We start from the raw sequence: 25,521 nt of genomic DNA on the forward strand, positions 1-25,521 counted from the left end.
AAAGTGAGTCCGTTAGATGAACTAAGGAAATCCTTGAATGTCAAGGTGAAAAATGGAAATAAAACATTAAAGCACACTATCAATAAAAGAGTAGCGTTATTACCGTTTAAAACAAGGAATCCAGAAAGGGCAAAATTTTCTAATGGTTTTGCTCCTATTCTAGGTGAATTTTTTAGAAAAATAGAAAATAAAAAGCTTATGGAAGATTTGAACGAAGTAGATTTTGTTAAAGACATAAGCAAGAATGTGCAAATGGAGGAAGAAGATCGTCCATACTTTGAATCGATCCTAAAATCGTTCTTATACAGCTCGAATACAATTCGGTTATTCCATCCAATGATGTTTAAATACATTCCGTTATCAGATAACAAGGAATCAACAGGAGAGACCGATATCGCCCATTACATTTATGAATCGTTATTAGGTGGGGGCAATGAAGATTTAGAAGAAACCTTGAAAATTAAAAAGAATGAACATGTACTGGTAGGGTTAGTCCATAAGTTTCTTCCTGAATTAGATAAAGGGAATACAAAACAAATGTACCCTCAAACGTTTCCCTTTATTAGAGAGGCCTTCATGGAAGATTTGCATACGTTGACTACCAATCGTGATTTCTTCATGAATCATATTGGGTTATTTTTAGCCTACTATTATTTCTTTGCTTCAACACAATTGACGTTAAAATTAAACCAATTTGAATCAATGGATGATAGTGCACCTACTCCTGTTTATTTCAATTTAGATTGGGAGGCTTCCAATCGGAACAGAAAGGCTAATTCCAATGGTTTCAAGCTCATTACGGAAGCGGCCAAAAAGCTTCTTATCCATATGAATACTCTGGAGCATGTCAACTTTATAATGGAAACAGAAAATCTTCACTATAAAGAATTGGTCGAAGTATTTGACGCTCTACCAGAAGAGGATAAAGACAGAGTACTAAGCGATTTATATACATGGACGTTGGAATACTCACAAATAGTCGTAAAATCTGATGAGGGAATTGAAAGGAAGCAAACGCTGGAAGAAGCATATAGGCAACTACAACAGCAGTTGTTTAGTGGTGTTTCAAAAGAAACCATTTCACGCTATGCATTATCCATCAATGAAGTTGGAAAAGTTTATTTTTTAAAGACAAGAGGTTCTCTAGGTTATACCTTGAATGTTACCCAGGATTTTCTCTTGCTATTAACAGCGATATCTGTAAAAAAAGAAAAGATTTCGCTTAAACAACTATTTGTGGAATTTGAAAAACGTGGCGTATTCTTTGATCGCTATTCTCGTGAAGAAATTGTAAAGCTATTTAATAAACTCAATCTAATTGAGAAAAAAAGTGACAGTGGTGATGCCCAATATGTTAAACCAATTTTATAAATATATGAGCGAGAAGTTAACAAAATTCTTGGAATCAGAACAATTAACAGGGGGAGAAAGATTCTATTTACAGTTTGACAACAAACAAAATGTCAAAGAATTCTACGACTCCCTTAAAGAAACGACTAAAGCGGAATCATTTGTCTATCAGCATGAGCATGGTTCTCCCTACGAGACGTTTTGCCTTGTAATCGACTCGATTAAAGTAGTGGTGGCTGCAACCATTGACGACGTTACACCAGATTACTTAGTCACTCTCCGTAATCAGGTAAGTGAGCAAGAGTCAGAGTGGAAAGACACTGCACTATTAAGTATTTGTCATGAGACACTTGATAGTATTCGTGGTGGAAGCAGTGATTTACAAAAAGAAGGCATGCCGTTCAACGTTGAAACCATTACTGATTATATTAAAGAAGAATTGGAGACGAATAAAAATCTGTCTCAATCGGAGAAAGAAATTATTCGTTTTCATTTAGACAAAAAGCTGGAGGATGTCGTTATACAGACATCTTTATGGGATTATGCCGATGTCATTTCATTAATTCAAAAAGGGAATATTGAGGAAAATGATTTCAAATCATTAAATTTATTTATGGATAATGAGTTGAAAAAAGATTCCTATATGAAACCTGCGGACATTCGAAGTAGGCTGGAAGAGAATTACCGTTTGTTCGAAAATGTTCAACGTATTCATGATTATGGTACCCATGATACAGAACTAGAAAAGTTTTTTGACGAAAAAATGATAACAAAATTAAAACGAGAAAACTGGTATGAAAATGATTTTTCTCCTGTTAAAAATTCTTATGACAATAACAAAGGTCGTTCTCTACAATACCTTTCTTCTGAGACGAAGAAGTTAAATAAAAAACTCGAGTTTTGGGAAAAGGCACATCTGGAGACAAAAGTTGGTCAACGGAAAAGACACATTATTGTGTTTAATGAAAACATGAGTGACTCGATAGATATGGTATTTGAGTTCGATGACTATTTAAAAAAACAATTCATTGATAAGAAAAGTGTTTCTCTTGCAGAGGTAAGTGGAAGGAAATTAAAGGTTAGTCTACCTGCAGAAGAGAATCAAGTAAAGTTTCATCAAGTGAAATACAAGCATAATAAAGAAACAAAATCGAGCTATGAGTTTAATTTCTTAATCGTTCCTTTTTCTTCTACCCAATTGGAAGGGATGGAATCAAAATACCAACTCTTAGTAAAAGGTGCGGACTCTCGAATTGTCTTGAAATACGAAGGAGATTCCACTTCTTTTGGAGCTGGAGATGCCGAAGTAGACTACCTTTTAGATGAGGGGTATGCTACTGTTCCCAAGTTAGAAAATGAGAAACTGATTGTCGAATTTGATAATACAGCTTGGGAGGATAATTCATTATTCTTCAATATACGTATCCATGACGCAATAATACCAATCGAAATAAAGGATACAGATACAAAGTCGACTCCAATTCAAGCTAGCCGCGTATGGAAACTAAAAAGAGAGAATCGGGAACATTTTACTTTTGAAGAAGAGAAACTAAAGCAAGGCACGTCCATTCACTATCCACATGAAGCCTTTAAAGAATTGTTATACAAGGAAGAAGAATGGGTGGAGAATGGCTATAAATTTGTCATAGATGGAGTAGATACGAGTACATTAACGTTGCCAGAAGAAGTAGCAAAAAGATATGAAGAGTATCTTGCCTATTTTAAGGAGAACAAGCTACTTCCTAGCTTAGCCTATATGGACTCTGCACTTAAAGAGTTAGCGCTAAACTACATAATGTCAGTAGATGAAGCTATCCGAATGATAGAAGAGGATACATTATTAAGCGATAAACAAAAAGGTTTATTCAAACTTGGTATCTTAAAAGATAAAGGGAAAACTTGGTTAACGCCTTTCCATCCATTAAATGTTGCCTATCAACTGTCTATTGAGGAAGAATTGCAGGACGAAAAAATGGAAAGAACGATTCTTAATCGTCTACATCCTAAAAACCTTTTACCGTACATCTATTCGGAAAAAGGGGAATTGTATCGTCCAACGATGGAGTTTGATTTTCCAGAATGGCACGAGTATGAAGATGAAGCATTTGTATCTGTCGGAACGGCAAATGAATTTTTGGCGAAAGTTGTAGAGGAGAAGATGAAACAATTTGTTCATCATTTTGATTATCTATTTTTAGAGAGTTCCAGTTCTCCTTTACTATTAAATGTTATCCAAATTCATAATGATAAAGAGGTAGTAAGGGGAATCTGCAATTTCCTGAAGAACCAATTAGATAAAAAGGGCCCTAAAGGAATGCTACCAATCGAAGTTGCCCTTTATCGAAGTGAGGAAGTTCAGAGTTCATTTGAAATATTCTCGTCAATGCAAACCGCATCAGAAGTGGAAGCTTATTTTAATCTTGATTTAAGATCAAAAGAGTTTGATCAAGTAGATGTTCTCCGTTTTATTCGTGAACATATTAATTATTACAAAATGAGTGTCACACATAATGTGGACTTCCAATATTCTCATATATCGTTCTTTAAGCTACCTACTCAAGATATGAACGCATCTCATCCTATGGATAAAATGGAATCGGGTATATCAATCGATGGACTTCTATCCTCGGTCGTATCAATTTCAAGTGAAAACGACTATCGTTCAGGATTTGGGTTAATGCATGCACCGAACAAGGTGACGCCATTAGTAAGTTTGGCTGGATCCTATAATGAGTTAGCATTCAATATGCAGAATGAAGGAAAGAATTCATACAGTAAAAATAAAGCAATCGTAAAAAGTACCTCAACAGAGGGGAAATCCTTGTTAGAAAAACTTTATAAGGCATCCGCATGGGTGACGTTTATTGACCCAGGAGTTGATTTGGACTTCTTCCAAGGCTCAAGCCCGAACCTTCTTGTCATCCATTATAACGATCAGCATACGTCATCGGATCGCTATGATGCTATTACAGTTACCGATAAATCGGGAGAGTATAAGCGGATTATTTCTGATTACTTAGCAACCAATAATTTTGACATATCCGAAGGAAACATTGACCTTGCCATTAAAGCATTCAATTCGATTAATGGTGAGTGGTTACTAAGCATTATTGGTAGCAAAGGGCACTTTGCAAGAGAAAAAATCAGTATTGTATCAGCGATGAAATATTTAGAGAGTTATCTAGCGCATCAGAATATCACCTGGATACCGATTTCATTAGAAGAAATATTACGTGTAGCGTCAGCGGTCAACTTAACGAAGAGTGATGGTATCTTTTCCACTACGAATCTTAAGTCATCAGGAAAACATAGTGATGATATCTTAATGATGGGGCTAGAAGAAGTGGAAGGAGAACTATTTATCCATTTCTACCCAGTGGAAGTGAAGATTGGTGGTCTCCAAACATCGAAAGCAAGTGTTCAAATTGAGAAGACAACCGAACTATTCAAAGAACACTTGATTGATTTAAACCATGAAAGTAGTTTTAAGAAAAAGTTTTATCGCAACTTTTTCGCTCAAATCCTTCTTGCGAATGCGAAAAAGCTTTATGCAAATGGATTATGGTCCGAGCAAGAGTTCCATGATGTACATGAATTGAAATCGAAGTTGTTAAATGATGAGTTTTTTGTTGGACAACATTTAAACCGTTATATAGGGAAAGGTGCCGTGTTAACCTTTAGAAAAGATCATGCTTTCCGTACAGTGGAAAGAAATGATGATATTATCAAATTGACTCTGTTAGAAGCGGATGCCTTTGCAGGTTTAACACAAAGTATTTCGGAAATAAAAGAAAAAATGGAAAAAGGCTATATGGACCTTGATCCAGACACGTTATTGATTAATCAATACGATTCTGACGAAATAGATGCCTCATTATATGAAAAAACGGAGCTACCGGATGAAGAGGTACCAGCGGATCAAAATGATGATACTCACTCTGATGAGACTAGTCTAGAGGAACCGCAGAACGAAGACTATACAGGTATCGATAATAAAGAAGAGGATACAGAAAGAAAAGTCGAAGAACAAGAAAGCACGGAGAAACCGGAAGTAGAAGATGCTGGAGAAAACGTTGGTATATCTGACCGTGTGGAACAAGAGGAACGTAGTGCTATTACTCCCTTAGAGAATATACGTATACCTATTGGGAATGTAAGTGGGTCAACGGGTATGGTTCATTGGGAATATGGAAACAAGAACCTTGCCAATCGCCATCTCTTCATCACCGGTCGTTCGGGACAAGGGAAGACATACTTCATTCAATGCCTTTTAATGGAGTTAGCCAACCAGGACATTTCTAGTATTATTATCGATTATACAGATGGCTTCAAGAGTTCCCAACTAGAAACAGAATTTAAAGACCAATTAGGAGATCGGTTGGAACAATTCGTTGTATTAGCAAAAAAGTTCCCAGTAAATCCTTTCAAACGTCATCAAAAAGAAATAGACGAGGGAATTACGATTACAGAAGATGATTCAGATGTTGCAGAAAGAATGAAAAACATCATTGGCTCAATCTACACTTCATTAGGGATACAACAATTAAATGCCATTTACCAAGCGGTTATGAAAGGTATGTCTTTATATGATGATAAGATGAACCTCATCCATTTACGTGACTTATTAGAAGAAGATGGTTCTGGCCCTGCAAAAACAGCAGTGTCACAAATGAACTTACTTATCGATAAAAATCCGTTTGATTATGAAAAAGACTTTGACTGGTCCTTCCTTGAGAAAGAAAAAGGCAAAGTGTTTGTCATTCAGCTAACAGGCTATTCGGAAGATGTGCAAAAGCTGATCACCGAATTTATCCTATGGGATTTATGGTATTATAAGCTCCAACATGGAAGTAAGAACCTTCCTTTCCCGGTCGTGTTGGATGAATCACAACGTCTTGATTTTAGCAGTCATTCACCGAGTGCAAAAATCCTAACGGAAGGAAGAAAGTTCGGCTGGTCTGGTTGGTTTGCTACCCAGTTCTTAAAGGGTGGTTTTTCCACTGATCAAGTAAGCCGTCTTCAAAATGCTGCTGTGAAAATATTTTTTGCTCCTACCGAGGGAGAAGTATCTTCTATAGCTGCCTCTATAAGCCAAGACGGAGTGGAAAGAAAAGAATGGGAACAAAAGCTGATGAATCTTAATAAGGGGCAATGTATTGTATACGGCCCAATAGTTGATAGGGAAGGGAAAATGTTGCCGAGTAAACCTTATTTAGTGGATATTCAGTCATTGAGTAAGAGACTACGTTCATAACAAAGAATAATGTCAGTCGTTATAGATGTTTTGCTCTGAAAATGAAGTGAATAATACGAAATCAGTGAAAAGGGATAGCGAAATACCACCTAGCTATCCCTTCTTCTTTACCTAACAAAGTAGTCGATTGGTAATAGGACCTACCTAACAAGGAAAACAACTATATCTACATATCATAATATAGTCCGTGATTGTCTAGCGGAAATCATTGAAGTAATAGGAAAGAATAATACTTATTTTATTGTTTTTAATAAGGTGTGAAAATTAGACTAGGAGTCGTTAAATATGACATATTCGCTCGAATCAATTGCATTATTAGACCATTCAAAAGAGTTTGCCCAGTTGCATCAAAAATTTCATCAATTTAATCCATTTAAAATTTTACGGGTCGATCAGTTTGAGATTCGCCATTCGAATGTACTTGCATGGTTATTGAATCCAAATGAAAATCATCAATTAGGTAGCTTTTTTGTGAAGAAGATACTATCCAGTCTTATTACCAAGACGGAGAATGAGGATAAATTAGAAGGAGTAGATTTTCTTTCTTATCTGTATGCTTCTTTTTCAGATACGGAGGTGTACAGGGAAGTAAAAACAGATACGAATCGATTTATTGATTTATTAGTAGTGGTACCTTCCCAGCAACTAGTGCTCGTTATTGAAAATAAATTTCATGCTGGAGAATCAGAAGGACAACTGGAGGATTATCTTCATTATGCACGGATGAAGTATAAAGACTATACAATTATACCGACCTTTTTGACGCTTGCCAGTGATGCACCATCATATGAGGACTATTTATTACTGGATTATAATGATGTTTTAGATATCATCACGTCTTATCTCAATCTACATAAAGAGGCAATTGCGGACAACGTATATGAGTTTTTAACTTATTATACTGCGATTTTACGGGAACAATTGGTGAAGGATGAAGAGGCCATTGAATTAGCTTTAGGTGTCTACCAGGATAACCAGACAGCAATTGACCTTTTATACCTTGCTCAACATCGTGAACTTAGAAAACAACCACGTTACAAGGAGTTATTCCAACAATTAGACGCGTTATCAACTAGCAATCAAGAGGCATTGAAACGAATCTATGAAAAAAGTAAACAAACAATCGATTATATTTATAAGATAGGTAGTAATGTTCTTCGGGAAGCATTTTTATCTTTTGTTCAACTAGAAGAAATACCAGAAGAAGTGTATAAAGCCCATGTTAGTGTGCCAAGTTTTATTCTACCTGAATGGGTAGATTTTATGGATGTGATTGGAGAGCCAGAACAGGGATATTGGCTTGGACATGGACTAGTTATTTGGTTTGAAAGAACGTGGGATGAACGTTTAAAGATTAATATAGAGGTAGGGCCTGTTCCTTTTGAGAAACGAATAAAGCTATTAACGGCTCTGGAAAATCAAGGGGTATCTTTCCGAGCATCTGCTAAATTAGAAGGAAAAAAATATACAAGAATATATACAGAAACAACTGAAGTTACTGATTGGGCCAATAAACAAGAGATTGTAGACGGAATGGAACGGTTATATCAACGTCCTAGCTTGAATGCTACCTTTAAAAAGATAGCGTTAGCGGTGGAAACGATGGAGGAAAAAGAAACGGAAGAAAAGAGAAAAGTTGAACGTGAGGCTTACCAACAGCAGCCACACCACCCAGTACTTCCAGCGGGGGCGTTTAGAAAGTTTACAGATAGTATTGAAATAAACACAGATATGTATCAAATACAAAGTCGAAACGGTTCATTCCTCCTCCCACTATTCCGAAATCTTGAACAAACGTATGGCGTCACAAGAGAAAAATGGTGGTGGCATGATAGTACATTCACCTATTGGTTTGAACGATTGAAAGATGATCGGTTAAAATTAACGCTTGAGCTTGGACCACTACAGCCAGAGAAACGTCTCACCATTATTGAAAAATTAGAGTCATCCGGAGTATCATTTGCGGAGCGGTCGAAGCAGTTATCCGCCAAATATACTCGTTTATTTTCAAAATCAAAGGTAATTTCTGATTGGGGAAATGAGGAAGAGGTATATAACGAAATGAAAGGCTTATATTTTGATTCACGGAATCAAGAAATCCTAGACAGAATAAAAGAATTAAAAGAACCAGAAAGAAAGTAGAGTAATGGTAAAGACTTGCTATCCAATACTTTAGCTATAATAGCTTGGATTAATCACTTTATCGTTATTCCAGTACGGTATACATGAAGTGAACATACTTATTTTTGAAGGTGAATGCGAATGAAACAAAGATGTCTTAAGTGCTATGTAATTAAAGATTCAAAAGAATTTTCTCCTGGCCAAAAGTTCTGTGCCTCCTGTTTAGGAACGAAAAAGAAAGAGGCAAAATGTTATCGGTGCAATACTTATAAACCTGTATCAAAGGTTAATGATATAGGAGTATGTATGGATTGTTTGAGCAAAAAGAAGGAGAAACCGAAAACGTCTATAAAGACAACGACGAAAAAAACAGCTAGTAAATCCGCACCAAAAACGCAGGTTAATGAAGAGAAAGACCTTCCTAATAAGAAAGATCTTGTTATTGAAGAGTTACTAATGTCTGTCGAGGAATTAAATATTACAACTCTTCGCAGTCTCGAGACGATCCATTTTGAAAAAGAAAACTATAAAACATTAAGAAGATTTAAAATGGATGAATTAGAGTTCATCCTGGAAGACATAAACGGAATAAAGGAAGATCTCGAAAATAAAGATTCTGATGGCGATCAAGAACTAATTAATCCACTTACAATTCTGGAGAAGTACAAGGATGGAAAGATTAAAGTAGACGATCTCGATGAGGAAGAAACGAATAATCAATGGCGCCAGTTTGTTCCAAGTTTTATGAAGCAGCGGATTCCTGGCTGGAGAAATAAAAGCCTAATGGATTTTTATAATGAAGCAAAAGCGCTTATGGATTCCCAAACAGGGGCTGCTTTAGAAAAAACAAGAGGTTATGTATCAGAGTTATCGCAAATCGTGTTTGAAGAAAAAAATGATAACAAAAACGAGGAAGATAACGAAGAGGAAAAATCAGATATCGAGGCTTCAATTTTATCCGTAGTGGAAATGATTATTCTGCCTCATTTAGAAGTGCTTAATAAAATAGAAGAACATAATGGGAAAATACTGTTTAGTGACATATGGAATAAGCCATTTGATGACAGTTTAAAAAAGGATGTCAAGGATAGAGATGGCTGGAGATGTGTTGTTTGCGAAAGCGATACAGATCTTCATGTCCATCATAAAATTCCAAGACGTCTAGGTGGAATAAACCATCAGCATAACCTTGTTACACTATGTGCATCTTGCCATAAAGCAATTGAAACAGCCGACGTTCAAAGAGCCTACAAAAAATGTTTGATTAACTATCGAAAGAATAGGGCTAGCGCTGACTTGAAAAGAGACTACTCTTCTCAGAATAAGGCACTGTTAAAACAAGAAGTGGAGGATATATTGGACAAAGTATTAATCACTCTAGGGAATAGGGAAGACGATCAGTTGGTTAGAGAAATCAGTTCTGTAATGGATCGGTTGGAGGTTATATTTTACGAAAACTAACCTTATGAATATCTTTCTTTATGTTTATAAGGTTTTACTGAAGTTGTGTAATAGTTAGGTGGTTACACAACTGGAGAATCTGAATGGAATATAAAAAACGTAATCGTTATTTTGGGATAGCAGAAAAAACATCCGGCTATCCCTTTTCAATTACACACCATTGTAGTAATTTGGTAATATAAACCACATGAATGGAGAGAGAATATGCCTACATACAATAAATTAGTCCGTGACCGTATACCAGAAATCATTGAAGCGACGGGGAAGAAGTTTTCGGCAAGTATATTAGATGAAGAACAATACATAAAAGAGTTAAAGAAAAAGAGCCTGGAAGAATTAGAAGAATATCATGAAGCAGAAACTAATGAAGATGCATTAGAAGAACTTGCTGATGTTCTGGAAATTATGCATGCATTAGCTAGCGTTCATGGATCTTCAATAGAAGAAGTGGAGAGAATTCGGAAAGGGAAGACAGAGAAGCGTGGGGGATTTGAAAACAAAGTGTTCCTTATAGAAGTTGAGGATTAAGTTTTTAAAGTAAAACAATAAAAAGGAGTAGTTATGAGCCATAAACTTCAATTTGGAGAAATGAAAGTAACTTATTTATCCGATAAAGAAATTTGGGGGCATTTTAACTTTATCTTTTCTCCTAAATCGAGAAACTCTACAACATATAAATTTGTAATGATAAAGGCTCTGTTAGAGAATTTATATAACGTGAATGAGAAATTGGAGCTAAATTACAATCAGATATTTAGCAGCTTTGCAAAAATCTACTGGAATTTAGTTATTCACCATAATTTAAATCAAATCAATATGATGGGAAAAAAAGCGGAAGTGCAGTCAATCCTTTTAAAAGTTCAGGAAAAATATCTAATTCCTAATACTTTAATCTTCGATAGAATATCAACGGAACTACAAATTGATATTATAAAAAAAGTTAAAAGTAAATGTAAGTTAAATGTAATGGGTGCTTTATATGGGGACGCAGGACATACAATTTACAATTTTGATAACAAAAAGGAATATATCCAATTTAATCCCTCTTTTTATTCCTTTATGCAGCGCTTCCAAAGAGTAATTACTTATTTGACCAATTATCAATTAGTTTTATTTTTAGAAAAGTTTAATGATAAAGAGGATACATACAATCTATTATACAAAGTTGAAAATGTGTCAAAACGTTCTTCACTGGATCACTTTTATTATATACTAGCCTCATTTTATGATGGAACTTGCTTCTATTGTGGAAAGGCAGTTAAAAAGAAGGACACTGCTCATGTAGACCATTTCATCCCTTGGAGTTATGTTCAAACGGACCAATTATGGAACCTAGTTATTTCTTGTAGTCAATGTAATTTAGCTAAGAATGATAAGCTAGCAAAAGTTGAATTTCTTGACAATCTAATTGACCGAAATAGTTACCTCTTGTCTAAACCAGAAATTCAAAAGAGAGAAGATATGGGGGTATATACAAGGAATAAGCTTAAAGAACTTTATGAGTATTCAATAGATAATGGCTATAATGACTTTTGGACTCCTAAAAGTAAGAGTGCTAATTGATCTATTAGAAACTATCGAAATGCCGATGTGACATTGTCCTTACTTGATTAATCACCAAATATGAAGAAGAATAAGAGGAAGAAATAGACTATTTTGGCAATTTATAAATCATGCACACTTCAACTAGAGACTAATGCTATTAACTTGCTAGACGAGGTCCCGTCAATAATACATATTCAAGACATGTCGAATGATGCTCACTACTTGCAAGGAAAGATTAATAAGGATGTAACAGTAAGTAAAAAGCCTTTCCAGATTTGGAAGGCTCTTTGTTTTTATTGAACACTATCTATAAGGGGGTTAAACACTTTAGTTAGAGTTATTATCAAATCTGTCTGCTACAAGCATAAACCTTGTTAGATAATCACCCTGCATTAATGGTCGTACTGTTCTGTTTTCAGCGTATTGATTAAAATGAGCCTTTTTTAACTCAACAGGAAAGTCGGCGTATTTCCCCCCGAAATCTGGTGTTTTTTTATTATAAATACTAGGTTTCCATGATTGGATAGCGTCAACGTTGTTCTGGGTAAAAATTATGTGTAAGAAGCCCATAATCATATCTCTAGGACGACTGCCTTTACTAGGGGGGAATGCCGTGAATTTTTGATAATTCTGGTCTCCCCAGTTTAATTCCTGTTCAAACATTAGAAGGGCAAGGGCTAGTAGAGCTTGTCTTTCATCATTATTTTGTCCAACAATCAAAGGATCTTGACCTTCCCAAATTTTTTCGCAGTTTGGTAGATTTGAATGTGCAAGCAAATCATTAAATGCTAAATAGTGGGTTACACCCACTTCTCCGTTTAATGGATATCTATTTCCTGTTAAGACGAGCACATCAAATAGACCTTGTTTTGGTCTTTTCCAGTGGGGTCTAGACGCCATTAATCCTGAATAGTTATTTCTATACCTAAATCCAAACGCATTCCCATCCGGAAAAGTTGTAAAGATAACATCTTCTTCAGGTAACTTTAATAACTCGTCAGCAAATTTTTCAAAGATATTTTTCATAATATATTCTCCTTTTTTTGTTATAAAATACATTATACATATTATAGTAAAAAAGGCTATTTATTATAGTTCTTTTGTACTTGTCAATTATACCTAATATAGAATGGTGGGTCATAAGTCACATCTAATTTATCTTGATAAATGGCTTAAGCTACGATTGATTTTCGGGAGTTTCCTGATTATATATCTTTAATGAAAGTTATCCCTTTAGTTCAGAGAATAAGGGGATAACTTTTTTGTATATGCCCTTACTAATAATAAAAAATAATTAGGGAAACTAAGTATATTGAACAAAGGAACTATTATATATTCATCAGATATTTTCCGATATTATTAAATAGTAATATTGTGTCAAACTGTGTAAAAAGAGAAGGAGCTTTTTGACAGACTTAATAAACTCAATCGTAGAAGAGTGCATACGTGATTAAATATTAATATTTTTCACACAACTGCGGGATTGTTGTATAAATGGACTTAAAATTATTACTGACGACTTAATTGGGCCTTTGATTAGTTATGTTTGCGAGTACTCATAATAAAATAGAAGAATTTGATTTAAGAAGTTCTGTCCATGTGACAGAGCTTCTTAAGTATAAAGTGGATTAAATACTAAATGAAGAAAATCTAAAGCAATTTCATATGCGAGACTCACTACTAGATAATAAAAAACTTACTAAAAATTTCAACCTTTTAGTTGCTTACATTTTCTAGTAGAATAGTATTATGACAATATCCTACAAAATTAACATTTAAACATAGAGTTTTATATCATCATTGGTTGAGGTGAAAATCATGGACAAAAATGAAGTGAAAAAAGAGCAGAGTCATTTAGAGGGCACCATTCAAAAGATTGAAGATTATTCTTATTTTATTTGGGAGTTATTAGATCGTAAACTGGAATTTAATAGTCAATCTAATTCCAATAATGACAAAATAGCTTATAAAACAGGGGGAAGTGACCAAGAGAAATTAAAGAAAGCTAAAGCTGAGCCCTACTTTGGAAGAATAGATATTAGAGAAGATGGTATTAACGATACTTTATATATAGGGAAACAAGGGGTCAGAGATAGCGATGAAAATTTAGTTGTAGTCGACTGGAGAATGCCGATGGCTTCTGTTTATTACAATTTTATGCCAGGTAAACCAAGACAGAGTTACACCGTAATGGATGAAAGGAATAATAAAAAGTTCAAAAACCATGTAGATGTTCAAATGAAAAGAGAGTTTACGATAAAGGATAAAAAAATAATTAAAATGCTACAACAAGTTGCTGAAACTAATAGTAATTTAAATGTTACGATGACAGATAAAGGGGAAGAATTAACGGTTACAGATGATTTTTTAAAAGAAATCTTAGAGAATAGTGATACAACCGGTTATTTAAAAGAAATCATCGCGACCATACAAAAAGAACAGGATCTGGCGATTCGACAACCTCTTGAATATAACGTATCAATTCAAGGTGTAGCGGGATCAGGAAAATCCTCTATAGCTCTTCATCGCTTGTCATATTTACTGTTTAATAATAAACACCTTAAACCAGAGGATTTGCTTATCTTAGGTCCTTCCAACCTTTTCATTAGTTCGTTTAAAGGGCTTTTACCTGATTTGAATCTAGATGGCATTCGTCAATCTACTTTCCAAAACCTCGTAATTGATTATCTAAAACCTTTTTTACCTAAAAGTTTTCAAACAAGCTATAGAGGTTATTTTGAAGATGTACTTTTTGTTGAGGGATATACCCAAGAGAAGGCCATAACAGAATTCAAAGGTTCAGAGGAGTTTGTGAGGGTTCTAGATATTTTTGTTGATCAGATTCAATCTGAATATGAAAACCTTTTTGTACCTTTACAAATGTTTGATGAATTGCTACAGGTATCTGACTTAGTAAAGATATATGAAGGATATTCTTACCTTCCGTTTGTCAAAAAAGTAGAGAAGTTTATCCAGCATGTTGAAAAACATTTCAAAGACCTTATAAATCAGAAAATTAAAGCTATAGAGGCTCAGGCTATATCTATAAACAAATTTCTTGAAAATGGTGGTCTACTGAACACTGAGAAAGAATCAATCAAAAAACAAGTAAATAAAGTTGGAGAATATAAAATAAAGAAATTAAAAACGGAATACAAAACCGAATTTACAAAATGGAAAAAATCTATGGAAATACCAAATCCTTATACTATCTATAAACAAATTCTTAAATTCGAAGTACTGGATATGTTTGAAAATGAAATCGGAAAAGAAGTTCCGAATCTCTTTAAGGGCTATAATTTAAAAGAAATTAATTATTTTGATATTGCTCCAATATTTTATATTTATCTATTGTTATATGATATGCCTGAGAAATTTGCACATATTGTCATTGATGAAGGTCAAGACTTAAGCTTCGTTCATTATGCTGTTCTAAAGAAAATGACAAAAACCGTTACTATTTTAGGAGATAGAGAGCAATCTATATTCTTGAATTATGGTCAGTATAATTGGAATAATCTAATGAAAACAATCTTCCATGATAGAAAATATATGTTGCTTTCATTAGGTACAAGTTATCGTTCTACTAAAGAAATTATTGATGTCGCAAATACTGTATTAACGAACCAACATGGCGATTCCTATTATCCTATTACTCCTTTAAACCGGAGTGGTCCGGATGTTTCGTTAAATAAAGTGATGTCAGGAAGAGATTTGCTAGAAAGTCTTGTTACGACTATTGATAGATGGAAACAGAAGTATAAAAGAATTGCTGTTATTCACAAGGATGAGAAGAAGGCTATAGGGTTAGCTGATTATCTCAGAAATCATTTTAATCAAGATGCTGTTTATGTAAACCCAAATCAAGAAGTTAAACAAGGTTATGTTTCTGTACTTTCTTCTTACTATAGTAAAGGTATGGAATTTGATGCGGTGATCATAGCTAATGCAAATGCAGAAAATTTCCCGAAGGATGAACTACATGCTAGGCTATTATATGTTCTACTAACTCGAGCGCAACAAGAAGTGAAAGTATTTTATCAAGATACTCCGTCGCCTTTATTTGATGGAATGGTTACCGAAAGACCTATAGTGACTTCAGAGTTTGATGATATACTCTAATTTGATTAGGGAGTTTTTCCATGTGATTATAAAGTACTAATCCTCTTGATTTTCGTGAGGAACTAAAGTTAATTCCTTGTATATAACGATTTAGTTATACTTATTCAGTGCTCTTTATAACAATCTATAAGCATGTTGTCGGAGAAATATGTTTTACTTCTTCCCAAGTTTCTCTAAACTCCGGTTCGTTTTCAACTATAGTTAGAACATTACGGTGTGAATAAATTTTGTATCTTATATAATACCTTTTTAACAGGGGATTATAGCATACATATGTTAAAGAAAGGAATATACTTTAAAACTTGAGCATAAGCAAAAGCAGCACTCAATCTGTGTGCTGCTTTTAGTCTTATAGAAAACTATGCTGCTCAAAACCTTCTTTTTGAAGCATTTCCTCTTCTAATTTATGAATTTCTTTAATACGTTTCCCCATTATTTCAATTAATCCAACAACAAGTGCGTTACCCATACAAAAGTATCTTGTCCTTTTAGGCATCCCTGTATCAGTCCAGCCGATTGGGAAGTCATTTAAAAGTTCACATTCCTCAGGTGATAAGTAACGTATTTTTTTTGTATACGGATCTTCAATGACATGTGAGCTACGATTTTTGGTTCCTTCACTTGTTAGCATAGTTCTACCAGGGGCATCTAGTGATTCTGGAAATGCCATTCCACCTTCTGAGTAGATGTATTTATGTCCTGTTTTAGAAGTCCGTTCAATTCTTTTAGAACCTTTTAGATACTCGAATTCTTCAAATTCGGTGCGTCCTTTTTTGTTTACTTTACTATTATCTAAATAAAGACTTTCATCTACCAATCCCATTTTGTCATGAACTTCCTGAACAACTTCACCTAATGTTTTAGCCTGTTTTTTTACAGGTATTAATTCATTAGTGGTTACACTGCCATTCCTCATGATACCTGAATTTCGATATGTTTTGCTGAATCCATCCGAAATTTCTACAATATCTTCAGGTAGTAGGAATGGCTCTGTATAGTGTTTGGATGAAGGAGTTTCCTCAACAGGGAAAGAAGGGGCAAAAAAGCCTTCTTGATGTAATAGTTTTTCATCACTTAGTTTTTTTTGTTGTTTTGCATAACGAGAGTCATTTTTATAGGCGAATATGAATACACGTCTTCTTCTTTGAGCGAACCCATAATCAGCCGCGTTTATGATACGCCATTCAACATCATAGCCAGCATCCCTAAAACTTGCTAGCATAACAGAGAAATCTCGACCTCGTTGGCTAGCGGGAGCTTTCAACAACCGGTCCACATTCTCTAACAGTACATACTTTGGCTTTCTATACATCACTACATTCATGATTTGCCAGAAAAGAACCCCTTTTTTTCCTTGTATTCCTAGCTCTCCTTGTAAGGAGCGTGCGACGGAATAATCTTGACAAGGAAAACCTCCCACCAATAAATCATGAAAAGGAGTGGTTGGCCATACTTCAGCAATATCTTCATTAGTAAAATTTTCGTTTTCACCAAGGTTATTAATATAGCAGTTATAAGCATGTTGCGTTTTTGTAGAAGGTTCCCATTGATTAGCCCATACTACTTCAAAATCTCTAGCACGATTAAGACCAACATGAAATCCACCGACTCCTGCAAAAAGTTCGACGACTTTAATATCCAAATGAGAACATCCTTTCGGTTAATTTAATTACTAAACTCTATTATAATAGAAATCAAACAAAAGATCAACTATGAAGTGAAATGAAATTATATGCAATTACCGTACGATAAACATAAGGACTCTATCCGCCAAAGAGCGTCTTGTTTTGAGTATGATTAATTATATGAATATTACTGGAGGAACATTTGAAACCAGCAGTTTTTGGAAGAAAAAATTATATTGATGCTATAGGCTTATTATATCAATGTGTTCATAATATGAGGTGGTTAAATGTCATATGTTTATTCTGAATCTTGGACTGAGCAACAAATATTCGATTTAGCAAAAGAGCTTGAAGGAAAAAAACTTGGAGACTTAGACAAATCTGGTTGGTTAAAAAGGAAAAAAGATAAAGGCAGCATAGGAAACATGATTCAATCTGATTATTTTGGAATTCCAGCAAACTCAATCAAAGGTGCCGATTTCGAACATCATCACATCGAATTAAAAGTAACACCTATTCTTAAGAAAAAAAGGGTTGGATATAGCTCAAAAGAGCGTCTTGTACTGGGAATGATTAACTATATGGAAGATTATCAAATTCCATTTGAAGAAAGTATTGTAAATAAAAAAGCGCAAAGCATGCTTTTAATTTTTTACATTCATGAAGAAAATAAACCGGTTGAGGAATTCAAGATAATTAAGACTATTCGTTTTGAGTTACCTAAATCTGATAAGCCACAAGTGCGATTAGATTATCAAACAATTGTTGATAAAATCCAGCAAGGTGAAGCTCATGAAATTAGTGAGAAACAACAGAAAATAATGGGAGCATGCACAAAAGGGCAAGGAAATGGAAAAGACTTGGTTAAACAACCATTTTCTATAGAAAAAGCAAAATCACGTGCATACTCTTATAAGGTTGGCTACATGTCTGCTTATTTTAGAAATCTAATGACACCTGAGCAAGTTGAACATATCCATGTTCCGCCTCAACAGAGCTTTCTCGATACGGTCACTGAAACTTTAAATAAATATGTCGGAAAAACTGATGAAGAAATCCAATTTGATTTACAAAAAGAAGTAAAAGGGAAGAGTAGTCTATTCAATTTAATTGGTTTTATGTTTGGTAGTAAAGGGGAAAATCTGAATCATACTGAGGAGTTCTTGAAAGAAGGATATTCAATAAAAACTGTTCGTGATAGATTGGATAGAAAAGACAATCAAGATATGTCATTTCCCAATATTGATTTTACTGAAATAGCAAATGACAAATTTGAGGAATCTACTTGGTATGGTTGGTTTGCAGAAACAAAATATTTACTAACAGTATGGGATGAATACGAAAAAAATAAAAACAGATTTGTAGGCTACACTATTTGGGTTCCTGATGATGAATTAATTATTACAGCATCTGAACTCTATTATCGAATAAAAAATATGCTTAATACGGGTTCCGTAAGAGTAGACATTGATGAAACAAAAGGAGAACATGGGAAATGGTCTGACAACTTACCCGGACGAAAAGCAGACTATCCACCATTTCAAATTCGTCCGAAAGGTTCAGGTAAAAGTGTATTTGTAACATTACCTAACGGATTAATATTAAAGAAAAAAAGTCTATTCATTAATAAAGAGTATATAAGGAAAATTGTCGGGTTAAATCAATAAGGTACATAAGCTAGCGATTAGATGAATTGTATCACGATATAGACAAAAGTAAGAGGGAAATATATAAAAGGCGGAGAGAAATTATAAGAGAAGAAATGGAAATGAAGTCAATAAAACAGTATACTTAATAACAAAACGCCACAGAAAAGATAACAAAGATATGTTATTTTTATGAAAAGTAGAGAGGATAATTACCGACTATTATGTAGGTAGGGTGTCGACTTTAACTCAGGTTTAGTTGTACTGAAATTCAATAAGCCAAATGTGTCCGAGTTAGCCATCACTAGGAAGTCTCGCAAAAGAAATGAGTATTAAGAGTCGTAAAGTCGACTCTTTTTTGTTGTACCTAATAAGTGAATTTTTATAGGTGAATTATATGAGAGCGTGGCTCAACTAACTAATGTCCTACTCTAGCTTAGAGATGTATTATTGAAAATTATTATTTCCACTACTGTTTTACAGTTATAGCATCGATTGAATCGACGAGTTCCTTTCAAATGCATTATATATCCACTAAGGTGTAATAGATTGTATCTTACTAACCATGACATCATACCTATTATCTGCTATAATTAGGTGACAAAATAGAAGATGGTGAGTTATTTTTATGGGACATTTTATTGAAACAAATACTGAGGGTCGACAGGGAGTTAGAGCGGAAAAACGGGTTTGGGATGTTATAAAATCAGTTTTTAATTCTACAGATACTCTTGGTTTCTGGCATTATCCTATTTTTTTGTCTAATGGTAGGCGTAACGAGCCAGATATACTCCTGTTTGATAAAGAACTTGGTACTATTGTCATAGAAGTGAAGGATTTAAACATAAATAACATTAAGTCTATAACTGGTCATCAGTGGAACTATCAGGGTTTTTATGAATCTGAAGGTAATCCGTATGAACAAGCAGAAACACAGTTGAATAACTTAATGAACTATATAGAGAAGGATCAAAAATTTAAAGGGAAAATCTCTAAAAGAGTTTTGGTTGCACTTCCTTCTATTACTAGGGATGAGTGGGAGAGTAGAACAGATTTACAAGGCCCGCATATTCCACCAATCCTTTTTAGGGATGACCTGCAAGAAGAAAGGTTACTTGAAAAAATATCTGAGACACAGATATACAAATCTAGAGGGGAATTAACAGATTCTGACTGGGATGCTTTACTAGAAATATTTTCGGTTGATTTAGATGAAAGTTTTCAAACTCCTTCCCTAGATGAAGTACAACCAAAGTACTCTATCCTGTTCATTCCATCCAGTGAAGATGATGTGAAACAGAACATTAAATTGTTTCATGATTACCTTTCTGTAGGGATAAAAATAATAATTTTATCAAAGTTTACGGAAGATTATCCAAAGGAATTTAATAAATTTAAAAAAATTCACTTGTTTCAATCAGAATCAACTCTATTTAATTATAAGCTTGAAAGGCCCATTGTGGTAGTTGATGGTGATTACCCATCAGAAGAAGTAATTAACAAGTGGTTTGTGAAGTTCCCTAAATTCAATGCTGGACAATATATTGTGGAACATGCGCCATTAAATTCAAACCTAGGTATAACTGCAGGTGCTGGTACAGGGAAAACAACTTCGATGGTGCAACGGATTTTATTTTTACTTGAGATGGATAAATCTGTCTCTTTGAAAGAAATTGCTATGATTACATTCACGAATGTATCTGCTGCTGAAATGCTACACCGTTTAAAGCAGGATTTAATGGACAGATTTAATGTCACAAAGCAAATTAAATATTTGCAGTATGCTGAAGACTTAAAAAACCTTCGCATTAGTACAATCCATTCATTTGCAAAATCTTTAATTAACGACCTTGGTTTTGTACTTGGTTTTGGGAAGGACCTTCGTTTACGCAGCTATAAATATAAACGGAAAGAAATTATAGAAGACGTAATTAATGATTATGTAGGTGCGAAAGAGCTAGAAAGCCTTGGTTTAGAAGACTTTAGACATTTTCAGTTGATACAAATTATTGAGTCATTCTGGGACGAGATGGAGAAAAAGGGTTTAAGTGAGACGGAAATTGCCAATCTTAAATGGGAAAAAGGGGACGAAGACAGTTTCGCTTTAAATCAGCTTTTTAAATATACTTTCCAAAAAGCAGAAAAGAGATTTGATACGTTAAAGAAAAGAGAAAATGCAATAACGATTGGGGACTTAGTTCGAAAGATTAGTCAAATTAGCATGGACCATGATGTGCTACCAGAAATTTCTCCTAGGGTAAAGTACTTATTCGTTGACGAGTTCCAAGATACCGATGATGTTCAAATACAAATGGTCGCAGAAATTCATAACAAATTATGTGCAAGTCTGTTTGTAGTTGGAGATATTAAACAATCCATCTATCGATTTAGAGGTGCAACGGAAACGGCCTTTGAGGAATTAGATAATAAATTAACGAGTAGATTGATTACACATTCATTGAAAATCAATTATAGGACGTCTGAATCATTATTAGAAGAGATGGGGAATAAATTTTCTGTCTGGGGAAGAAGTGGAGATTTAGTATATGAGGATCGGGATGCATTAACTAGTTTTGAACAAAAAGCTATTCCTGAAGAAACTGATGAGTATGTACGAGTGAAATATTCGAATGAATATGACCAAAAGGAAGAAATGCATCAACGGCTAAAGGAGTCCATAAAGTGGATTGAAGAAAACATTGATAAAAAGGAAAGTGTAAAAAAACGTCGCATTGGATTGCTAGTCCGTACCAACTTTCAAGCAAAGAAAGTCAAGGATTGGTGTGAAGAATGGGGGATAGATACGACCGTTAACATTGGTGGTACATTTTTTTCTAGTAATGCTGTAAGAGATTTTTTATTAGTAGTGGAAGGACTGCTATTTCCTAATAGTTCAAAAAGTGTATTGAATGCGTTAAGTACACCTTATTTTCCTATTCGTGTACCTTTTGATGAGTTAATTCCTTTTAACGGAGACAATAACATGATTTTAGTTTACCTAGCTAATAATCATCAATTAAAGGAAAACTTTACAAGGTACGTTGATTATTTGAGAATAAAGCCTGTTTTTGCTGTGATTCGAGATATTATAAATGATCACAACCTTTATCAACATATATTTAACCAGTTGTATGAGCACTATATCCAGGTGTGCGAAGGTGATAAAGTACTTGCAGAGGAAAAGGCGAATAACGATGTGATGCAATACAAAAGTAATTTGAATCATTTATTTAATATGTTACATCAACAATTTGATAGTAGTAATGCGTCACTATATACAATCTATTCTTGGCTAGATATTCAAATTAAAACTAATCGAAATGAAGACGAACCTTTCCATTTATCAGCGGCTGAGAAGACAGAACATGTTCCCATTGAAATTGTTACTGTCCACCGTTCTAAAGGACTAGAGTATCATACTGTAATCATACCTTTTACGAGTCGTCCATTTTATAAGGAACAAACAAATATCTTGTTTAGTGAAGATAGAGCGCAGGCGGGGTGGTTTGTAAATATTAATAATGGGTTTCAGAATAAGTATTATAATGACTTTATTGACATTGATAAAGAGGCAGTGAAAAAAGAGGAAACCAGATTATTGTATGTAGCAATGACGAGAACAAGGGAAAAATTAATTGTTTTCCAACCTTCTAATATTGTTGCTAACACATGGGCTAACCAATTAAAACAAGGGAGTCATAGCAATGTCGATTAAAGTTATTACTTATAATAATCCAAGACAATTAGAAGAGATTGAAGAGTTTGCACCATATAAAAAATGTTTACATATTTGTGCAACCAAAAACGTGCGGGATGGTGTATTTCAGAGATATCAGCAAAAAAAGACTGATGGAGATGTATCCTTTATCGAAGCACCAATCTTAGTCGCAGCATCCTTCATAGATGCTGTCATGGGCGCTTGGACGAATGCACAAACCGAACTGGAGCAGTACTTGTATTTAACGGAGTTGTTAAAGCGGGAGACAGTTCCTGAGGTTGATACAGATATTTATGAAGCTTTTCGTAGAAACCAATCAGAAGTACTTTCTACAATGAGAAAGTTTACCGAATTGGGGATTAGTCCAGTCCATATGGAGGGTACAGGGCCTACGCCAAAAGAGCATCTTTTTCGTGCCCTGTGGAACAGAATGGAAGAAATTTCAAGCTTTAAAACCCTTCGAGAATTTCTAAGTACAGGAATCTTTCACAAATATCAGCCAAGCAAAGCATTTGGCTTCTTATCCGAGTTGGTCGCAGAAACATATAAATCCGATTATGATAAATCTACCATTGAAAGAATTCGTAATAGGAAAGTAAACTATGAAAAGTCTACTTTAGTGTTACACGGATTTTATTTCATTACCCCAATTCAGCAACGTATATTTAAGCTACTACATCAATGTGGGTTTTCGATTGTATTTCTGAATTTGTATGACATGCGCTACCCTAATTCCTTTTCTTTTATTGAAAAGTTTATCAATGAGGAAAATGGCTGGATGTCTAGCGATAAATGGATAAAACAAGAAGGAAATCCATGTGAATTATCTATAGCAGATTATTTTATCAGTGCTTATGAAGGAAAAGCTTTGCCAGCTATTAAGAATGAGGCAAAACCTAAATTAATTAAGTATCATGACTTTTATGAATTTTTACCGGAATTTCAAAATAGCCCCAAAAAGACGTATATTGCTCCTAATGCAAAAGCTTTAAACGAGCGGATGTCTGAATATCATCCAGATTTGTTCCGACACAAGAAAAACTTTTTGTCATATCCTATTGGACAATTTTTCTATCATTTGCATGACATGTGGGATAGGAATGACCAACAATTAATCTTAACAGAAAAAGGCTTATTTGAAACGTTTGCCTCTGGTTGGTTATACGATAAAGAAAATGGTGAAAATGCACGAGATTATACAAATACATTGTATGATATCTTACCTTTTTTTAAGGGGTGTCATTCTTTACAGAGTTGGCATGAGCGTGCAACAAAGTTAAAAAGGATTAATGAGGAGATTCTTGTTGAATTTCGTAAAGAAGGGGATAATCGTTTCCACTCGATGATGGGAAGTCCATTTTCTATGTTTTCCCATTTTCAAGTTTCGCAAGCGGCAGTTGAACAGATTGTTTATTTTATTGAAGAATTGACAAGAATTGCTGAGGACTTGATCGGTAATGAACCAAGTAAAATAAGCCTATCCGAACATTTCGAGAAGTTAAAGAAAATTATTACTGAAACAAAGAACCAACTAGCTGCGGATGAAGAGGAGAAGGAATTAATTAAGAAATTAGAACATCGGTTACAAAGTGAACCTAGTATTGATAAATTCTGGGTAGAAGATATTAGTGCTGCGATTAAACTCTATCTAACAGGAAAACTCAAGAAGACAGACGAAATAGAAGACCCTGACTCAATTCGACCGTTTATTGAAGTGGATGGCGAAAGTTTTAAATCGTACGAGGAAGATGCTGTTACGCATGTTACGGGTCTTGATGAAAAAGGCTTACCATATTCTGAGTTTGAACTACCATGGCCGATTGGTGAAAAGACACTCGAACATTTGAGTAATCAGAATCTACCATTAAAATTTGATTTGGTTCGTAATGAAAATGTTAAGGAAATTACGCGATATCTTATCTATACGGTTCTGCAATTCTCTAAAGGGATAGAACTTTCGTGGATGACGGAATTTCAGGACAAAAAAGACTTAGAGCCAAGCATTTATGTTTCCCAGTTACATATTAAAGATGAACTTCCTCATAACCATGATATGAATTTGTCTTATCAACCAGCTAACGATGAGGATCTTGTGAGGGAAGCAAAAAGAAAAATGTCCGATTATCCGGACGATGCATTGGCAGAACTATTTTATTGTCCACGTCGCTTTTATTATAGCTTTTTGGCGGATAAACACGGATATTTCAGCAGTGAGTTTATTCATGAAAGTTTATTTATCCAGTTAGTTAAAACAGTGTTACGGTTTAGTACTGATGGTGAAGAAAACCTTGCAATAGAAAGTATAAAAGAGATTTTTCCTTATTGGACAGATTATAAAAAGACATTATTAACAAAAGAAGGAATAGAAAATCATAAAACAGCGTTTGCTCCTTCTATGATGAACTATGGTGTAAATGATAAATTCGTTAAAGAACGAATCCATTTTCAGTTTCCATATTTAAGGAGCACCAAGGTCAAAGAAGAAACACAACAAGTTTTCCAAGATATTAAGAAGTTTATTGACCATCCAGAAGTGTTAAATGAAGAAAAAAAAGAATTACTAGATGAGCAATTTAGTCATTATCCAATTAATATGCATGCTACTCCAGGGGAAAGGTGTCGTTATTGTCCACACAATAATTTTTGTCCAGCTGCAGAATTCCCTGTGGATGAATAAGG

12 protein-coding genes and 1 pseudogene are annotated in these 25,521 nt (G+C 34.4%); 11 read left to right on the forward strand and 2 right to left on the reverse strand.

What is annotated here, in order from left to right; genetic code table 11:
• Positions 1–3 precede the first annotated feature (3 nt).
• From dptG to ACFSUL_RS14465, 6 genes are all read left to right on the forward strand, one after another.
• Positions 4–1,371, forward strand: coding sequence for a DNA phosphorothioation-dependent restriction protein DptG (gene dptG / locus ACFSUL_RS14440; protein ID WP_377936548.1), 1,368 nt, complete (start codon positions 4–6; stop codon positions 1,369–1,371).
• On the forward strand, positions 1,352–6,604 hold the full coding sequence (gene dptH, locus ACFSUL_RS14445) for a DNA phosphorothioation-dependent restriction protein DptH (protein ID WP_377936551.1): 5,253 nt from the start codon (positions 1,352–1,354) through the stop codon (positions 6,602–6,604). Before dptG ends, dptH begins: the two co-directional genes overlap by 20 nt.
• 285 nt (positions 6,605–6,889) lie before the next feature.
• A complete protein-coding gene (locus ACFSUL_RS14450) occupies positions 6,890–8,746 on the forward strand; it encodes a PDDEXK-like family protein (RefSeq protein ID WP_377936553.1) in 1,857 nt (618 codons plus the stop codon).
• A gap of 294 nt (positions 8,747–9,040) precedes the next feature.
• Positions 9,041–10,186: an HNH endonuclease gene (locus ACFSUL_RS14455; protein WP_377936555.1), complete on the forward strand. Its 1,146-nt coding sequence runs from the start codon at positions 9,041–9,043 to the stop codon at positions 10,184–10,186.
• 204 nt (positions 10,187–10,390) lie between these two features.
• Positions 10,391–10,714: a phosphoribosyl-ATP pyrophosphohydrolase gene (locus tag ACFSUL_RS14460; RefSeq protein ID WP_377936557.1), complete on the forward strand. Its 324-nt coding sequence runs from the start codon at positions 10,391–10,393 to the stop codon at positions 10,712–10,714.
• 33 nt (positions 10,715–10,747) lie between these two features.
• Positions 10,748–11,749 carry an HNH endonuclease gene (locus ACFSUL_RS14465; RefSeq protein WP_377936559.1) on the forward strand — a complete coding sequence of 334 codons (1,002 nt, stop codon included), beginning with the start codon at positions 10,748–10,750 and terminating at the stop codon, positions 11,747–11,749.
• Positions 11,750–12,058: 309 nt separating this feature from the next.
• Here ACFSUL_RS14465 and ACFSUL_RS14470 read toward each other — a convergent pair whose 3' ends face one another.
• Positions 12,059–12,757 (reverse strand): hypothetical protein, encoded by a 699-nt coding sequence (locus ACFSUL_RS14470; protein WP_377936561.1) that lies wholly within the window; start codon positions 12,755–12,757, stop codon positions 12,059–12,061.
• A 792-nt stretch (positions 12,758–13,549) separates the two neighbouring features.
• Here ACFSUL_RS14470 and ACFSUL_RS14475 point away from each other — a divergent pair.
• Positions 13,550–15,853, forward strand: coding sequence for a HelD family protein (locus tag ACFSUL_RS14475; protein ID WP_377936563.1), 2,304 nt, complete (start codon positions 13,550–13,552; stop codon positions 15,851–15,853).
• Between the two features lie 349 nt (positions 15,854–16,202).
• Here ACFSUL_RS14475 and dcm read toward each other — a convergent pair whose 3' ends face one another.
• On the reverse strand, positions 16,203–17,495 hold the full coding sequence (gene dcm / locus ACFSUL_RS14480; RefSeq protein WP_377936565.1) for a DNA (cytosine-5-)-methyltransferase: 1,293 nt from the start codon (positions 17,493–17,495) through the stop codon (positions 16,203–16,205).
• A gap of 118 nt (positions 17,496–17,613) precedes the next feature.
• Between dcm and ACFSUL_RS14485 the strand changes: the two are divergent.
• From ACFSUL_RS14485 to ACFSUL_RS14500, 4 genes and pseudogenes are all read left to right on the forward strand, one after another.
• A pseudogene (locus tag ACFSUL_RS14485) lies at positions 17,614–17,706 on the forward strand (MutH/Sau3AI family endonuclease); the annotation flags it as partial.
• 59 nt (positions 17,707–17,765) lie between these two features.
• Positions 17,766–19,145 carry a Sau3AI family type II restriction endonuclease gene (locus ACFSUL_RS14490; RefSeq protein WP_377936567.1) on the forward strand — a complete coding sequence of 460 codons (1,380 nt, stop codon included), beginning with the start codon at positions 17,766–17,768 and terminating at the stop codon, positions 19,143–19,145.
• A 607-nt stretch (positions 19,146–19,752) separates the two neighbouring features.
• Positions 19,753–22,839, forward strand: coding sequence for a UvrD-helicase domain-containing protein (locus ACFSUL_RS14495; protein WP_377936569.1), 3,087 nt, complete (start codon positions 19,753–19,755; stop codon positions 22,837–22,839).
• On the forward strand, positions 22,829–25,519 hold the full coding sequence (locus tag ACFSUL_RS14500; RefSeq protein ID WP_377936571.1) for a hypothetical protein: 2,691 nt from the start codon (positions 22,829–22,831) through the stop codon (positions 25,517–25,519). Before ACFSUL_RS14495 ends, ACFSUL_RS14500 begins: the two co-directional genes overlap by 11 nt.
• Positions 25,520–25,521 lie beyond the last annotated feature (2 nt).

The sequence above is a fragment of the Bacillus seohaeanensis genome, from assembly GCF_042684945.1.
Classification (GTDB): domain Bacteria; phylum Bacillota; class Bacilli; order Bacillales; family Bacillaceae_B; genus Rossellomorea; species Rossellomorea seohaeanensis.

Bases quoted from the DNA above. Each gene is read 5' to 3' on its own strand.
- ACFSUL_RS14450 (WP_377936553.1), top strand. From the start codon at position 6,890: ATGACATATTCGCTCGAATCAATTGCATTATTAGACCATTCAAAAGAG.
- ACFSUL_RS14490 (WP_377936567.1), top strand. From the start codon at position 17,766: ATGTCATATGTTTATTCTGAATCTTGGACTGAGCAACAAATATTCGAT.
- ACFSUL_RS14460 (WP_377936557.1), top strand. From the start codon at position 10,391: ATGCCTACATACAATAAATTAGTCCGTGACCGTATACCAGAAATCATT.
- ACFSUL_RS14470 (WP_377936561.1), bottom strand. From the start codon at position 12,757: ATGAAAAATATCTTTGAAAAATTTGCTGACGAGTTATTAAAGTTACCT.
- ACFSUL_RS14465 (WP_377936559.1), top strand. From the start codon at position 10,748: ATGAGCCATAAACTTCAATTTGGAGAAATGAAAGTAACTTATTTATCC.
- ACFSUL_RS14495 (WP_377936569.1), top strand. From the start codon at position 19,753: ATGGGACATTTTATTGAAACAAATACTGAGGGTCGACAGGGAGTTAGA.
- ACFSUL_RS14500 (WP_377936571.1), top strand. From the start codon at position 22,829: ATGTCGATTAAAGTTATTACTTATAATAATCCAAGACAATTAGAAGAG.
- ACFSUL_RS14475 (WP_377936563.1), top strand. From the start codon at position 13,550: ATGGACAAAAATGAAGTGAAAAAAGAGCAGAGTCATTTAGAGGGCACC.
- dptH (WP_377936551.1), top strand. From the start codon at position 1,352: ATGTTAAACCAATTTTATAAATATATGAGCGAGAAGTTAACAAAATTC.